The following is a 12,667-nucleotide window of genomic DNA, read 5'->3' as shown; positions in this document are numbered from 1 at the left end:
ATTGCAAGGATCCCGACCGGAAACCTCGCGCCAGTCTCAATCCAGGAACGCCAGCACACGCTGCCAAAGCAGCGCAGCGGCTGTGTCGTTGTAGTCGGGCAGAGCAGGATCCGAGAAATAATGTCCCGAGTTTGGATAGCGGAAGATCCGCACACCAGTTCGCGCGGCCTCGGCTGCGTGCTGCCAAGCGCGGACATCCGGCTCGGGGAAGAACGGATCGGTGTCGGCGACATGCAATTGAACCGGCAGGCCCGGCCGGATGTTCGCAGGCACGGTTGCCAGCCCATGCAGCAGCAGCACCTTGGCCGCCAACGGCCGCGAGGCCCAGACTGACGCGACCACGCCCGCACCCATCGAAATCCCCGCCAGCACCGTATCGCCAGGCGTCGCGGCCAGGGCATCGCGCGCCCTTTGGCAAATGACGTCCCAGCCGATCCATGCCTTGATCGCGAAGCCTTCCTCGAGATCGTCCGTCGTCACACCCGCATAGAGGTCCGGTAGCGTAACGGCGTGACCGGCGGCGCCCAGCTTTCGCGCAAGATGCCGCTCGTTCTCGCGCAGCCCGAGGACCGAATGAAACAGGACTATGGTCGCTGACATCCGGTCATGCTACCTGCCGGCGCATCCCGCCTCAACGGCCTGGGCACGTCATGAGGCGTCAGGCTTCCAATCTCCCGTCGTGGCACTACCTTGGACAGGACCCAAGGCACTCGACTGGAGAACCTGCATGAAACCGCAAATCATCTGCCATATGCTGGCATCCCTTGACGGCAGCCTCCACCCCAGCCGCTACACCACGAGCCCCGATGGCACCAGGGCCGAGTGGTCAAGCCTCTATGAGCAGATCCACAACGACCTTGCGGGCGACGCTTGGATCGTCGGGCGCGTCACCATGGCCGAGATGAGCAAGGCCGGCGCGCATCCGCCGGCCAATACCGGCAAGGTCGACCGGCCCTATCATGTCGCGCAAAGGGATGCGGGCACTTATGCCGTCGCGCTCGATGCCTCGGGCAAGCTTCACTTTTCCAAACCCGACATCGGCGGCGATCATGTCGTAGTGCTGCTTGGGCGTGACGTTGCCGACAGCCACCTGGCCGAGCTCGCCGCCGACGGCGTGTCCTATATCGTCGCGGAAACGGCGGACATGGATCTCACCGCGATGCTCGAGGTGCTCGGGCATGAACTCGGCATCCGCCGCCTGCTGCTCGAAGGCGGCGCCGGCATCAACGGTTCTTTCCTCGCGGCCGGGCTTGTCGATGAGCTGAGCCTTCTCGTTGCACCCGCGATCGATGGGCGCGCGGCAAACCAGGCCTTCGTCGAGTTCGGCGAGAGCGGCCTGGCGGGCAAGACGCAGTTGTCCCTGAAGAGCTGCGCGGCGCTGGCGCATGGGCTCGTCCATCTGCGCTATGCAGTTACTCCTGGATGATGCGCTCGTAAAAAAAGGGCCGGCAATCTGACTGAGATTACCGGCTCTGTATCGTCCGCTTCAGCGCCGATGCTTCAGCCCGTCAAGCGGCGTATCGCATGGCGTCGAGATCGGCGATCAGCGTCGGGCCGGTCGGGTGCCAGCCCAGCCGCACCTGGGTCAGTGCGCTGGAGGCCGGCAGATCCATCGGCGCGAACATTGCCATCCAGCCGAAATGCTCCGCCGCCTTTTCCGGCGCGATGGAAACGACCGGCAATTTCAGGCCCCGGCCAAGCGCCTCGGCGATTGCACGCACCTCGACACCTTCCTCGCCGACCGCGTGATAGCGCGCGCCCGGCTGCCGCTTTTCCACGGCGAGCCGGTAAAGCCGCGCCGCGTCGAGGAGATGGCCCGCGGAGTAGCGATTGCGGCCTTCGCCGACATAGGCCGAGACGCCTTTTTCACGCGCGATCTCGATGAGCGGCGAGATGAGGCCCTGCTTGACCGGGTTGTGGACCTGCGGCAGGCGCACCACCGAGACATTGATGCCGGCGTCCAGCAAGGCATTGCCGGCCAGCTCGGAGGCAATGCGCGGATTGGGATGGCTGGCGTTGAAGACGTCCTCGATCGCCAACTGGCCATGCCCGGGGCTGCCCATGCCGACGCCGGAGGTGATCACCAGCGGCCGGTCGGAGCCGGCCAATGCCTGGCCGAGGGCTGCGATGACGCGCTTGTCCTTTTCGCAATTTTCGACAAACCGCGAAAAGTCATGGTCGAAGGCCGTGTGGATCACGGCCTCCGCCTTGGCCGCGCCGGCGCGCAAGGTCTCGGGCTCTTCGAGGGTTCCCCGGTGCACCTCGGCACCCGCGGCGGCCAGCGCCTCGGCGCCGGCGTCGGAGCGGGTCACGCCGACCACCTGATGGCCTGCCTTGATGAGTTCGGGAACCAGCGCCGAACCGATGAAACCGGTCGCGCCGGTGAGAAAGATACGCATGCAAAATCTCCTGCACAGTTGCCTGCGTAATATTGCTGGTCTATTATTCTATTAAAGTAGTGACCTTATCATGGTATAATGACTAACAGGATGCCCTCCAATTCCACCGGCTCATTGGCAGCGTTCCTGAAAGACCGGCGCACCCGGCTCGATCCGGCGTCCTTCGGCTTTTCGGGCCGCCGACGCACGCCGGGACTGCGCCGGGAAGAGGTCGCCCAGCGCGCCAACATCAGCCCGACCTGGTACACATGGCTGGAACAGGGCCGAGGCGGTGCGCCCTCGGCCGATGTCCTGAACCGCATCGCCAAGGGGCTGCTGCTGACCGAGGCCGAACGCGAACATCTCTTCATGCTCGGGCTGGGGCGTCCACCCGAGGTCCGCTACAGGGGCGTCGAGGGCGTCAGCCCCCGGCTGCAGCGCCTCATCGACACGCTCGATGCCAGCCCCGCCATAGTCAGGACCGCCACCTGGGATGTCGTTGCCTGGAACCGCGCCGCGAGGGTCGTGCTGACCGACTACAGCACCCTGCCCGAGGGCGAGCGCAACATCCTGCGCTTCATGTTCCTCAGTCCCCACATCCGCGCCAGGCAGCACGACTGGCAAAACCTGGCCCGTTTCGTGGTGGGCGCATTCCGTGCCGATGCCGCGCGCGCCGGCGCGGTCTCCGAGGTCGCCCAGCTCGTCGACGAGCTGTGCAGCGCCAGCCCCGAGTTTGCCGCCCTGTGGCGGGCAAACGACGTGCTCAGCCACGGCGACGGGACAAAGCGCCTGAAGCACCCGGAACTCGGCGACATCGAGCTGGAATATTCGGGGTTCGCGGTCGACGGCCGGCCGGATCTGAGCCTCACCGTCTACAATCCGGTCGACAGCGCCGTCGCCGACCGTATTCGCGCGCTGGTTCTCGTCCGACACCCCAAAAAGTAAGACGCCCGCCCTCAAGCGCGCTCGCAGACCGCCTTCAGGATCTGCAAGGTCGGACCCCAGTAGAGATTGGCATGCGGACGGATCGCCGGTTCGGCGAAGTCGCTGAGCGTCAGCGTCAACAGCGTTCCGCCATCCGCCGGCGCCAGATCGAAGCTGACCACTGTGTGGTTCTCGGGCACGTCCGCCAGACGCGAGGCCGACAATGTGCTCCAGTAGCTGTATGCGAAGCTCTTTTCCGGCTCAAAAGCGCGGAGGGTGCCATGGTTCTCGAACGGCATTCCGTGCAGCAGTCCGCGCATCACGATCGGACCGCCGGCATGCCCTTGCAGGCTGACGGTCAACTCCTCGTCGGACATCCATTGCGGGATCATTTCCGGCGTCGTCAGTATCCGCCAGACCTTGGCCGGCTCGGCACCGATGATGACGGTCTTGATGATCGGCGCGGCAGACTCACTCATGCGGAGAAGATTATCGCGGATGCCACGGCGACAATATCGCCATTCCAGGCGGTGCGGATGCCGCCATTGCCCCCTTGCCCTGCGTACGAAGGCAGCAGCACGGCTTGCGAAGCCATCGCGGCCCGTGGCATCTGTCGGCTCCACCAGCACAGACGGCACCATGACACCACGGCAGACACGACAAAGCGGCAGGCAGGCGGCGCCCGGCGTCAGCCTGAACCGGGCGCTGTCGAAGCTTGGCCTGTGCTCACGCGCGCAGGCCGAGGTGCTGATCGTCGAAGGCCGCGTGCGCGTCGGCGGCAAGGTGGTGCGCGATGCAGCCCTGCGCGTCGACCTCAACCGCGACCGCATCGTCGTCGACGACAGGCCGGTGGTTGCCGAGCGCAAGGTCTATCTCATCCTCAACAAGCCGCGCGGGCTGGTTACCACCCGCGACGACCCGCAACAGCGCGACACCGTCTATGCCTGCCTGGAAGGGCTCGATTTGCCCTTCGTCTCGCCGGTCGGCCGCCTCGACAAGGCCAGCGAAGGCCTGCTGTTGATGACCAACGACACCCGGTTTGCCAACCGGCTGATGGATCCGGCCTCGCATCTGCCCAAGACCTATCATGTACAGATCGGCACGGTGCCGGATGAGACGATGCTGGACAAATTCCGCGCCGGCGTGACCGTCGACGGCGAGACCCTGACCGCCAGCTCGATCGACCTTTTGCGCAGCGGCGGCCGCACCGCCTGGCTGGAGATCGTGCTCGACGAAGGCCGCAATCGCCACATCCGCCGCCTGCTCGCTGCGCACGGCATCGAAGTCAAGCGCCTCATCCGGATCGCCATCGGCCGCCTGCCGCTCGGCGACCTCGCCAAGGGCACGGCGCGTCATTTGACGCCGGAGGAACTGGCGCTGCTGAGCGGGTAAGCGAACGGGCTCAAGGTAGCGTTCTGCGGCGCCCCCCTCTGTCCTGCCGGACATCTCCCCCACACGGGGGAGATTGGCCGTCATCACGGCCTTCGCCAATCTTCGACGTTGCAGGTTGCAGGAGGAGAGCCGGCGACCAAACTGCCGATCTCCCCCCTCGTGGGGGAGATGTCCGGCAGGACAGAGGGGGGCGCCACAGAACTCGGCGGTGGGTTCTTAAGAGCGCCGCAGAAAAAACTTTCGCACCACACCGATGATTTCCCCTCGCCCGCGCTGTCCTGATCAACAGGCGCTGGAATCCTCCGGGCCGGAAAAGCGAGGTGATCCATGGGATCGTTGCAAGGTCAAAATGTCGTTGTTGTCGGAGGCAGCCGGGGTGTCGGCCGCTCGATCGTGGAAGCCGCCTTCAGCGAGGGGGCGGCGGTGCTCGCCGTCGCCCGCGGCGCGGCCGATTTGAAGGAGCTCTCCTGGGAGATACCAGGCGTCAAGACACTTGCCGCCGACGCCACGCAGGACACTGCACCCGATGCGGTGTTCGCCGCCCTGCAGCCGGACGTTCTGGTGATCTGCGCCGGGGCACTGGCCCCGTCCGCGCCTATCCCGGAACAAAGCTGGGAGGACTTTTCCGCAAACTGGGACATGGACGTCAAGGCATCCTTCCTGTTCTGCAGGGCGGCCCTCCAGGGCCGGCTGAAGACGGGCAGCCGGGTGGTGCTGATCTCCAGTGGCGCGGCACTCAGCGGCGGGCCGCCGAATTCCGGCGGCTATTCCGGCGCCAAGCGCATGCAGATGTTTCTTGCCGGCCATAGCCAGAAGGAAGCGGACCGGCTGGGCCTTGGCCTGCGCTTCATGGCGCTGGTGCCGATGCGCATCATGGCCGGCACCGGTGTCGGCCAGAGCGGCATCGATAGCGTCTCGGCCTATCTCGGCATCAGCCCGTCGGATTTCCTCGCCAGTATGGCCGACGTGCAGACACCGGCCGATGTCGGGCATGCCGTGGTCGCGCTCGCCGGCGGCAAGCTGCAAGGCGTCTCCTTCGCGGTCAGCGGCAGCGGTCTTGCGGCGGCGGCATGAGACGCGCAGGATGCCAGCCGAAATCAGCACCGCAGGCCCGCTATGACTGATGCTCCCGGCCCGCTTGAGCCCCAAGGCCGGACAAGCCAGCCGATCCTCGATCGGCTGGCCTTCGAGCGCCTGACGACGGCCCACCGCCGCGAACTCAGGCTGCACTGCTACCGGATGATGGGCTCGCTGCACGAGGCCGACGACCTCGTGCAGGAGACGTTCCTGAAAGCCTGGCGCGGCCGCTCGCAATTCGACGGGCGCGGCTCGCCGCGCGGCTGGCTCTACACGATCGCCACCAACAGCTGCCTCAACGCCATCAAGGCGAGGTCGTCAGTGCATCGCATTCTCGAGCAGCCGGGACGCCCGCCGACCGAGGGGCGCGCGGCCGGCGGGCCCGCCATTGAGCTCTCCTGGCTGGAGCCCTACCCGGACGCCGAACTGCCGGATCTCGTCGACGGCGCGCCCGGCCCGGACGCGCGCTACGAAACCCGCGAAGCCGTACAGCTCGCCTTCGTCGCCGCGATCCAGCTTCTGCCGCCAAGGCAGCGCGCCGCCCTTTTGCTGTGCGACGTGCTGGGCTGGTCGGCGCTCGAGACGGCGCATTTGCTAGGCGGCTCCACCGCCTCGATCAACAGCGCCCTGCAACGCGCCCGCGCGACGCTGGCGATGCATTATCCGCAGGGACGCCCCCCGCAGCGCGAGCGGCCCAGCAGCGAGGAGAGCCTGCTGCTCGAACGCTACATGCAGGCCTGGCAAGCCGCCAATCTCGACGGCCTCATCGAGCTGCTGCGCGAGGACGCAACCTACCACATGCCGCCATGGCTGGACTGGTATCAGGGGCGCGAGGCGATCCGGGCTTTCTTCAAGACTGTCTGGGGCAATTTCGCCGGCTACCATGCGGTCGCGACGAGAGCCAACGGCCAGCCCGCTTTCGCGGTCTACGCACGCCGCCATCAGGAGCCCGAATGGCGCGCGCAATCTTTGCATGTCATCGAACTGGCCGGTGGCCGGATCGCCTCGCTGACGGTCTATGTCGGCCCGCTCGGGGCCGAACTGTTCCCTGCCTTCGGTCTGCCGGCAGTTTGGCCCACCTCCTGACAGGAAGCTGTCAGGAGGCTTGGCCTATAACGCGATTATGGAGCCCGGCAGCGGCCCCGGCAATCAGGGAACAAAGCAATGAATTTCGTCTCCGTCCGCATCATCACGTCAGACGTCCAGCGTCTCGTGCACTTCTACGGTGAGATCACCGGCATGCCCGTGACGGTGTACACGGAAGACTTCGCTGAACTGGCGACACCGGCCTGCACGCTGGCGATCGGCAGCACGCGCACCTTGATGCTGTTCGGCGGCGACATCGCCCGCCCCGCCGATAACCGCACAGCCATCATCGAATTCCGCGTCGGCGACGTCGATGCGGAATTCGCCAGGCTCTCGGACGTCCTCAGGGATGTCACCGTGCAGAAGCCGACCACCATGCCCTGGGGCAACCGCTCGCTGCTGTTTCGCGATCCCGATGGCAATCTGGTGAATTTCTTCACGCCGGTGACGGCGGAAGCGATCAGGAAATTCGACAAGTAGGAGGCGGGCGCGCGGGTTCAAATCCGCGCAGTACCAGACATCCGGGATTGGCCGAAGCCTCCCCGCGTTCGTCATCCACGGGCGGAACAAGGAGCGTAGCGACGCAGCGCAGACCCGAGGATGACGAAGCGACGGCCGCGCCGAGCCGGCGCTACCGCCGGCCTATTTCTGGTTCCATTTGCGAATGACCGGCTCGCTCAGATCATGCTCGTAGCCGAGCACGCTGACGCTGGCCGTATCGAGCACGAACAGCGCGCCGCCCTCGGGCGGCAGGCCGATCCAGCGCGCCGCCAGCACGCGCAGAAAATGTGCGCTGGAAAACACCAGCATGTCAGCATTGGCCTTGCGTAATCCGTCGATAATCTTGTCCGCCCGCGCGCCGACATCAGCCGCCATCTCGCCCTTCGGACAGCCGTCGCGAAACACATTCCAGCCGGGGCGCTCGGCCAGGATCTGCTTTGTCGTCAGCCCCTCATAGGCGCCGTAGTCCCATTCCTGCAGATCGTCGTTCTTGACGCTCTGCGCGCCGAAGCCGGCCAGCACGCTGGTGTTGTAGGCGCGCTGCGACGGGCTCGACCACACCGCCGAAAACGACAGGCCCTTGAGCCTATCCGCAACACCCCGCGCCGCGGCTTCACCAACCGGCGTCAACGGCATGTCGGTGCGGCCGGTATGCTGCCCCGAAAGGCTCCACGCCGTCTCACCGTGCCGGACCAGATGGATTTGGGGATACGCGCTGCTCATGGGATGCCTTTCGATGTCGCCGGCACCTTAAGCGACGATGCGGCAAAGGGGAATCCGCTTGGTACAAAACTGCGTGGCCGCCTGGCCTTGATCCGCGCCGAGCTGGCCCTGTGATCGGCCCGATGCCGCAACTATATCAGGGTCAGCCTCTCCAAGGCTCCCCGCCCTCAAGGGCATTGGCCCTTGCACAACAGGTCATGTCATCATGTACAAACATCTGCTTATTGCCACCGACGGATCGGAACTGGCCGACAAGGGCGTTGCCCACGGCCTGACGCTGGCCAAGGGCCTCGGCGCCTCCGTTACTTTCATCACCGTCTCAGAACAATTCCCGATCTTCGCCTGGGGCGGCGCCATGGCTGGCTATGCCGCCGGCGATGAACTGGCCGCCTATCAGGAAGAAGCGCGCAAATACGCCAAGGAAGTTCTCGACAAGAGCAAGGCATCGGCGGACGCCGCCGGCGTCTCCGCGGAGGTCGTGCATGTCGAGGACAAGCGGCCCGCCGAAGCCATCTTGGAGCTGTCGCAGGCCCTGGGCTGCGACCTGATCGTCATGGCCTCGCATGGCCGCCGCGGACTGGGCAAACTGCTTCTCGGCAGCCAGACGGCGGAAGTGCTGTCCTACACCGCTATCCCCGTGCTGGTGGTGCGGTAATGGATTGACCCGGCGCGCTCGTCATATGCCCGTAAGGTCAATGCGAGGGGATTCATGTTGTACGGATTCAATCCGTACTGTATGATAAAGGGCAAAGGAGATACCTATGCCCCGTAATGTCAGTGACAACGGTCGAATTGATTTCCGGATTCCACCCGAAGCGAAAGCCGTGATCGCACGTGCGGCGGCCTTGTCGAATGTCGGCCTGACCGAGTTCGTTACGCGCTCCGCACTGCGTGACGCCCAGGCTGCGATCGAACGAGCTGAACATCTTGCGCTGTCGGAACGGGACAGCCTGCGCATCCTCGACCTGCTTGAAAACCCGCCCTCCCCGACCAACCGCCTTATCCGCGCCGCCAAGGCCGGTCAGACCCTCGCGTGAACTCCGTCACGTGGCAAGAAGTGCCGATCGGTAAACAGCATAACCGTGCCGCCTTCGACTGTGGCGACGCGGACCTCAACACCTATTTGCAGCGCTTCGCGCGTCAAAGCCATGAAAGCGGTGGCGCGAAAACTTTCGTCGCTGTGCCGGCGCAAGATCCTTCGCACATTCTCGGGTTCTATTCTCTCAGCCCGGCTTCGATCGACTTTGCCCGGACCCCGGCAATCGCCAGACGCGGCCTTGGCCGCTATGACGTGCCGGTCTACCGTCTAGGTCGGCTCGCAGTGGATCGTACGATACAAGGCCGCGGCCTCGGCGGCGGTTTGCTGCTCGCCGCCGGGAGGCGCTGTATGGCAGTCGCGGAGGAAGTCGGCGGCGTTGCCTTGCTTATCGATGCCAAAGGTGACCAAGCCGCACACTGGTATGAGGGTTACGGTCAGGTCCGTCTCGCTGACTCGCCGTTATCCCTGGTCCTGCCTTTCGCAACGATCGCCAAGGCGATAGCTGCGATCTGAACGCCTGCCGCAAGCTATAGAATACCGTCTGCCGAGAGATACACCCCCAGCGCCAGCAGCCCGATGAAGAACACCGTGCGGAAGGTCTCGATGCTCATCCTCTGGCGTAGCGCCTGGCCGGCGAACATGCCGGCCAGCGCCGGCGCAAGGGCTGCGATCGACCCCGCAAGTTGCGCCGTCGGCGATGCCAGGGCGCCGGTCCTGAACAGCCCGATGGCAAGCGCCGCCGTCGACACGGTGAAGGACAGGCCGAGCGCCTGGATCAGGTCTTCTTTCTCCAGCCGCAGCGATTGCAGATAGGGCACCGCCGGGATGACGAAGACGCCGGTCGCGCCGGTGACCAGCCCGGTCGCCGCGCCGACCAGCGGTGACATCAAGGCCTCGTGGCGCGCCGGCGTGGTGAAGCCGGCCTTGGCCAGGCCGAGGATGGCATAGAGCACCAGCGCCAGGCCCAACCCCGCCGAGGCCACGCCCGTATGCGCGCCGGTCAGCAGGCCGGCGCCGGCAACGGTGCCGAGCACGATTCCGGCCATCATCGTCCATAGCCGCTTGCACAGGCCGCCGAAAGAAGGCCCCGTCAGCAATTGCCAGAGATTGGTGACCAGCGACGGGATCAACAGCGAAGCGGCGGCCTGGGCCGGCGGCATCGTCACCGCCAGCAATCCCATCGCAACGGTCGGCAGCCCCATGCCGACGACGCCTTTGACGAAACCGGCGGCGAGGAACACGGCGCCGATCCAGGCGAGGGAGACGGCGCTCAGCATGATCGCATCCTCAGGGCGGGATCAGTCATGCAGCAGCATGTCCGTCGCGTCGGCCTCTGGCATCGGCTTTGCCGGCGCGGCTTCGCGGCTGGTGGGTGCAACCGTGGCCGCGCACCCCCGCAGGCCTGGCTCCGCGCGCGCCATGGCAAGGCACGCCACGGCAATGGCCAACACGATCGCCGTGCTGTCGAGGATGCCAAGCCGGCCTGATGTTCGTTCGTTCATCACACTTCTCCTTCGAAACTGTTTGACGAACATCTCGGCCGATCACAATGTGGAAATTGCGCTGCCAGCCTTCGGCCAGGGCGAAGGCTGGAAAGCCTACCGTCTCCCCGGGCGCCAATCTTCACAGGAGCAAAGAATGCGCTTCGATCTGGTCGATCTCAGGCTGTTCCTGCTGGTGGCCGAGTGCGGCAGCATCACCCATGGGGCCGAGCTTGCCGGGCTGGCCCTGGCGTCGGCCAGCGCCCGCATCAAAGGCATGGAGGAACGGCTCGGCACGCCGCTGCTGGAGCGCCGCCGCCGTGGCGTGGTGCCGACGGCCGCCGGACAAGCGCTGCTGCATCATGCGCGCGCCGTGCAGAACCAGATCGAGGCGATGACCGGCGACCTCGCCGCCTATGCCACAGGCTTGCGCGCCCACGTCCGGCTGCTGGCCAACACCGCCGCCGCCGGCGAGCTGCTGCGCGACATCCTGCCAGCTTTCCTGGTCGCTCACCCCGGCATCGACATCGATCTCGAGGAGCGGCCCAGCCACGAGATCGCTGAGGCCGTGGCCAGCGGTGCGGCCGATCTCGGCATCGCCGCGACCTGGGCCGGCCTGTCGCATCTCGAACAGAAACCGTTCTTCATCGACCGGCTGGTGGTGATCGCCGCGCGGAACTGGCCCGACTTCGCCGGCTTGCGCACCATCAGCCTCACCGAAATTCTCGGCGAATCCTTCGTTGGCCTCAGCACCGGCCACGCGCTGCAGGAGCACATCACTCGCCAGGCCGCCCGCCTTGGCGGCCATCTGCATTTTCGCATCCGCGTGCCCGGCCTCGACAATGTCTGCCGGCTCGTCGCGCAAGGCGCCGGCATCGCCATCGTGCCGGAAAGTGCCGCACGCCGCTCGGCGCGGACGCTGCGCATACTGCGGCTGACCGACGACTGGGCGACGCGCCAGCTCAACCTCTGCGCCCGCAACTTCGACGAGCTGACGCCGCAGGCGAAGCTGCTGGCCGCCGCGCTGGCCTGAGCTTGGCAGCCCAACAACCGGCCAGCCGGGCACAGGTCGATCTTATTTCGTTTTTTCAGCCTGCCAGAGCCGTTTCGGCGAATGTCCGAAGACGCGTTTGAACGCATTGCCGAAGGCGCTTTCGGATGCGTAACCAAGCGATTGCGCCAAGCCACCAACCGAAGTCCCGGATCGACGCATGGCTTCCCGAGCGCGATGCATCCGCCAGCGCGTCAAATAGTCGAGCGGTGCCACGTCGACCAATTCCCTGAAGCGGCGCGCAAAGCCTGAGCGCGACATGCCAACAGCGGTGGCAAGCTCATTGACGGTCCAGCCACGGCCGGGATCATTGTGGATCAGGCCGAGGGCAGCGCCAATGCGTCGGTCGGTCAATGCGCCGACCCAGCCCGCGCTGCCGATGCCTTCCTTGGCGATATAAGCCCGCAATGCCTGCACAAGCAGGATGTCGCCCAGGCGACGTGTCATCAGCGTCGAGCCCATCAATGCCGCATCGAGTTCTTCGTCGAGCACCGCCAGCGAGCCGCGCAGGATCGTCGCTGCCCGATCGCCTCCGGGGATGTGCATGAACTTGGGAAGGGCATCAAGCAGCAGCTGCGCGTTGCCGCCCTCGAACACGAAGCTCCCCCGACCAGTGCCGTTTCATTGCCGCCGTGACGGGCGACGTTCGAACGCTCCCAGTCGAAGAACGACATCCCGTCTTCGGGCTTCATGGAAAGATCATTGGCGATCACATAGGCGGGGGCGTTGGCCAGCAGAAAGGTATCGCCGGCGCTGAGTGCAAAAGGTTGCTCGTCCGGCAATTTGATCCAGCACCGGCCTCGAAGGAGCGCTACGAACTTCAGCGCGGGTTTTTCCGGAAAACGAAACGACCATCGCCCGCCCGCCTCGAGACGCGTACAGCGCGCGCTCGCGATCTCGAGAAGCAAAAACACATCGGACAAGGGATCGATCATTGCAGGATTGGACGATCTCGACGAAATCATGGAGTTTCCATCATAGATAATCCAACTGCCTTTCACAATATTACATCGTG

At 65.4% G+C, this 12,667-nt stretch carries 16 protein-coding genes and 1 pseudogene; 10 read left to right on the top strand and 7 right to left on the bottom strand.

Annotation, left to right across the window (positions count from 1 at the left end; all coding sequences use genetic code 11):
- Positions 1–36: 36 nt before the first annotated feature.
- The gene (locus HB777_05465) at positions 37–600 is read right to left on the bottom strand and encodes a dienelactone hydrolase family protein (GenBank protein ID QND63413.1); all 564 of its coding nucleotides are present in this window, start codon (positions 598–600) and stop codon (positions 37–39) included.
- Between the two features lie 127 nt (positions 601–727).
- On the opposite strand from HB777_05465, the gene HB777_05460 reads away from it, so the two are divergent.
- The gene (locus HB777_05460) at positions 728–1,426 is read left to right on the top strand and encodes a RibD family protein (protein QND63412.1); all 699 of its coding nucleotides are present in this window, start codon (positions 728–730) and stop codon (positions 1,424–1,426) included.
- Positions 1,427–1,508: 82 nt separating this feature from the next.
- Here the strand turns inward: HB777_05460 and HB777_05455 are convergent, their stop codons facing one another.
- On the bottom strand, positions 1,509–2,399 hold the full coding sequence (locus HB777_05455; protein QND63411.1) for an SDR family oxidoreductase: 891 nt from the start codon (positions 2,397–2,399) through the stop codon (positions 1,509–1,511).
- Positions 2,400–2,477: 78 nt separating this feature from the next.
- Between HB777_05455 and HB777_05450 the strand changes: the two genes are divergently transcribed.
- Entirely contained in the window at positions 2,478–3,323 is an 846-nt protein-coding gene (locus HB777_05450) for a helix-turn-helix domain-containing protein (GenBank protein QND63410.1), read from the top strand.
- Between the two features lie 11 nt (positions 3,324–3,334).
- On the opposite strand, the gene HB777_05445 is transcribed toward HB777_05450, so the two are convergent.
- The gene (locus HB777_05445) at positions 3,335–3,781 is read right to left on the bottom strand and encodes an SRPBCC domain-containing protein (protein QND63409.1); all 447 of its coding nucleotides are present in this window, start codon (positions 3,779–3,781) and stop codon (positions 3,335–3,337) included.
- Positions 3,782–3,941: 160 nt separating this feature from the next.
- On the opposite strand from HB777_05445, the gene HB777_05440 reads away from it, so the two are divergent.
- From HB777_05440 to HB777_05425, 4 genes are all read left to right on the top strand, one after another.
- Positions 3,942–4,694, top strand: coding sequence for an rRNA pseudouridine synthase (locus tag HB777_05440; GenBank protein QND63408.1), 753 nt, complete (start codon positions 3,942–3,944; stop codon positions 4,692–4,694).
- A 327-nt stretch (positions 4,695–5,021) separates the two neighbouring features.
- A complete protein-coding gene (locus HB777_05435; protein QND63407.1) occupies positions 5,022–5,768 on the top strand; it encodes an SDR family NAD(P)-dependent oxidoreductase in 747 nt (248 codons plus the stop codon).
- A gap of 42 nt (positions 5,769–5,810) precedes the next feature.
- Positions 5,811–6,857, top strand: coding sequence for an RNA polymerase subunit sigma-70 (locus tag HB777_05430; GenBank protein QND63406.1), 1,047 nt, complete (start codon positions 5,811–5,813; stop codon positions 6,855–6,857).
- 78 nt (positions 6,858–6,935) lie between these two features.
- Positions 6,936–7,337, top strand: coding sequence for a VOC family protein (locus HB777_05425; protein ID QND63405.1), 402 nt, complete (start codon positions 6,936–6,938; stop codon positions 7,335–7,337).
- A gap of 162 nt (positions 7,338–7,499) precedes the next feature.
- Here the strand turns inward: HB777_05425 and HB777_05420 are convergent, their stop codons facing one another.
- Positions 7,500–8,081, bottom strand: a complete 582-nt coding sequence (locus HB777_05420; protein QND63404.1) for a histidine phosphatase family protein — start codon at positions 8,079–8,081, stop codon at positions 7,500–7,502.
- Positions 8,082–8,286: 205 nt separating this feature from the next.
- On the opposite strand from HB777_05420, the gene HB777_05415 reads away from it, so the two are divergent.
- From HB777_05415 to HB777_05405, 3 genes are all read left to right on the top strand, one after another.
- A complete protein-coding gene (locus HB777_05415) occupies positions 8,287–8,736 on the top strand; it encodes a universal stress protein (protein ID QND63403.1) in 450 nt (149 codons plus the stop codon).
- 106 nt (positions 8,737–8,842) lie between these two features.
- Positions 8,843–9,118: a DUF1778 domain-containing protein gene (locus HB777_05410; GenBank protein ID QND63402.1), complete on the top strand. Its 276-nt coding sequence runs from the start codon at positions 8,843–8,845 to the stop codon at positions 9,116–9,118.
- On the top strand, positions 9,115–9,633 hold the full coding sequence (locus HB777_05405; GenBank protein ID QND63401.1) for a GNAT family N-acetyltransferase: 519 nt from the start codon (positions 9,115–9,117) through the stop codon (positions 9,631–9,633). The genes HB777_05410 and HB777_05405 overlap by 4 nt, the downstream gene beginning before the upstream one ends.
- 14 nt (positions 9,634–9,647) lie before the next feature.
- Here the strand turns inward: HB777_05405 and HB777_05400 are convergent, their stop codons facing one another.
- Both HB777_05400 and HB777_05395 read right to left on the bottom strand, forming a co-directional pair.
- Positions 9,648–10,397 carry a sulfite exporter TauE/SafE family protein gene (locus HB777_05400; GenBank protein QND63400.1) on the bottom strand — a complete coding sequence of 250 codons (750 nt, stop codon included), beginning with the start codon at positions 10,395–10,397 and terminating at the stop codon, positions 9,648–9,650.
- Positions 10,398–10,418: 21 nt separating this feature from the next.
- Positions 10,419–10,622 (bottom strand): hypothetical protein, encoded by a 204-nt coding sequence (locus HB777_05395; protein ID QND63399.1) that lies wholly within the window; start codon positions 10,620–10,622, stop codon positions 10,419–10,421.
- Between the two features lie 136 nt (positions 10,623–10,758).
- Here HB777_05395 and HB777_05390 point away from each other — a divergent pair, with 136 nt between their 5' ends.
- Positions 10,759–11,634, top strand: coding sequence for a LysR family transcriptional regulator (locus tag HB777_05390; GenBank protein QND63398.1), 876 nt, complete (start codon positions 10,759–10,761; stop codon positions 11,632–11,634).
- Positions 11,635–11,676: 42 nt separating this feature from the next.
- Here the strand turns inward: HB777_05390 and HB777_05385 are convergent.
- Positions 11,677–12,587 (bottom strand): annotated as a pseudogene (locus HB777_05385) (AraC family transcriptional regulator).
- Positions 12,588–12,667: the final 80 nt, after the last annotated feature.

Source organism: Mesorhizobium loti (assembly GCA_014189435.1).
In the GTDB taxonomy this organism is placed as follows: Bacteria; Pseudomonadota; Alphaproteobacteria; order Rhizobiales; family Rhizobiaceae; genus Mesorhizobium; species Mesorhizobium loti_G.
Note: the sequence above shows the minus strand (reverse complement) of the source record. Positions and strands in the feature narration are given on the sequence as shown.

Excerpts from the sequence above, each read along its gene's own strand:
- HB777_05425 (QND63405.1), top strand. The coding sequence starts at position 6,936 with ATGAATTTCGTCTCCGTCCGCATCATCACGTCAGACGTCCAGCGTCTC.
- HB777_05440 (QND63408.1), top strand. The coding sequence starts at position 3,942 with ATGACACCACGGCAGACACGACAAAGCGGCAGGCAGGCGGCGCCCGGC.
- HB777_05415 (QND63403.1), top strand. The coding sequence starts at position 8,287 with ATGTACAAACATCTGCTTATTGCCACCGACGGATCGGAACTGGCCGAC.
- HB777_05420 (QND63404.1), bottom strand. The coding sequence starts at position 8,081 with ATGAGCAGCGCGTATCCCCAAATCCATCTGGTCCGGCACGGTGAGACG.
- HB777_05465 (QND63413.1), bottom strand. The coding sequence starts at position 600 with ATGTCAGCGACCATAGTCCTGTTTCATTCGGTCCTCGGGCTGCGCGAG.
- HB777_05435 (QND63407.1), top strand. The coding sequence starts at position 5,022 with ATGGGATCGTTGCAAGGTCAAAATGTCGTTGTTGTCGGAGGCAGCCGG.
- HB777_05400 (QND63400.1), bottom strand. The coding sequence starts at position 10,397 with ATGCTGAGCGCCGTCTCCCTCGCCTGGATCGGCGCCGTGTTCCTCGCC.
- HB777_05410 (QND63402.1), top strand. The coding sequence starts at position 8,843 with ATGCCCCGTAATGTCAGTGACAACGGTCGAATTGATTTCCGGATTCCA.
- HB777_05430 (QND63406.1), top strand. The coding sequence starts at position 5,811 with ATGACTGATGCTCCCGGCCCGCTTGAGCCCCAAGGCCGGACAAGCCAG.
- HB777_05455 (QND63411.1), bottom strand. The coding sequence starts at position 2,399 with ATGCGTATCTTTCTCACCGGCGCGACCGGTTTCATCGGTTCGGCGCTG.
- HB777_05460 (QND63412.1), top strand. The coding sequence starts at position 728 with ATGAAACCGCAAATCATCTGCCATATGCTGGCATCCCTTGACGGCAGC.
- HB777_05450 (QND63410.1), top strand. The coding sequence starts at position 2,478 with ATGACTAACAGGATGCCCTCCAATTCCACCGGCTCATTGGCAGCGTTC.
- HB777_05395 (QND63399.1), bottom strand. The coding sequence starts at position 10,622 with ATGAACGAACGAACATCAGGCCGGCTTGGCATCCTCGACAGCACGGCG.
- HB777_05445 (QND63409.1), bottom strand. The coding sequence starts at position 3,781 with ATGAGTGAGTCTGCCGCGCCGATCATCAAGACCGTCATCATCGGTGCC.
- HB777_05390 (QND63398.1), top strand. The coding sequence starts at position 10,759 with ATGCGCTTCGATCTGGTCGATCTCAGGCTGTTCCTGCTGGTGGCCGAG.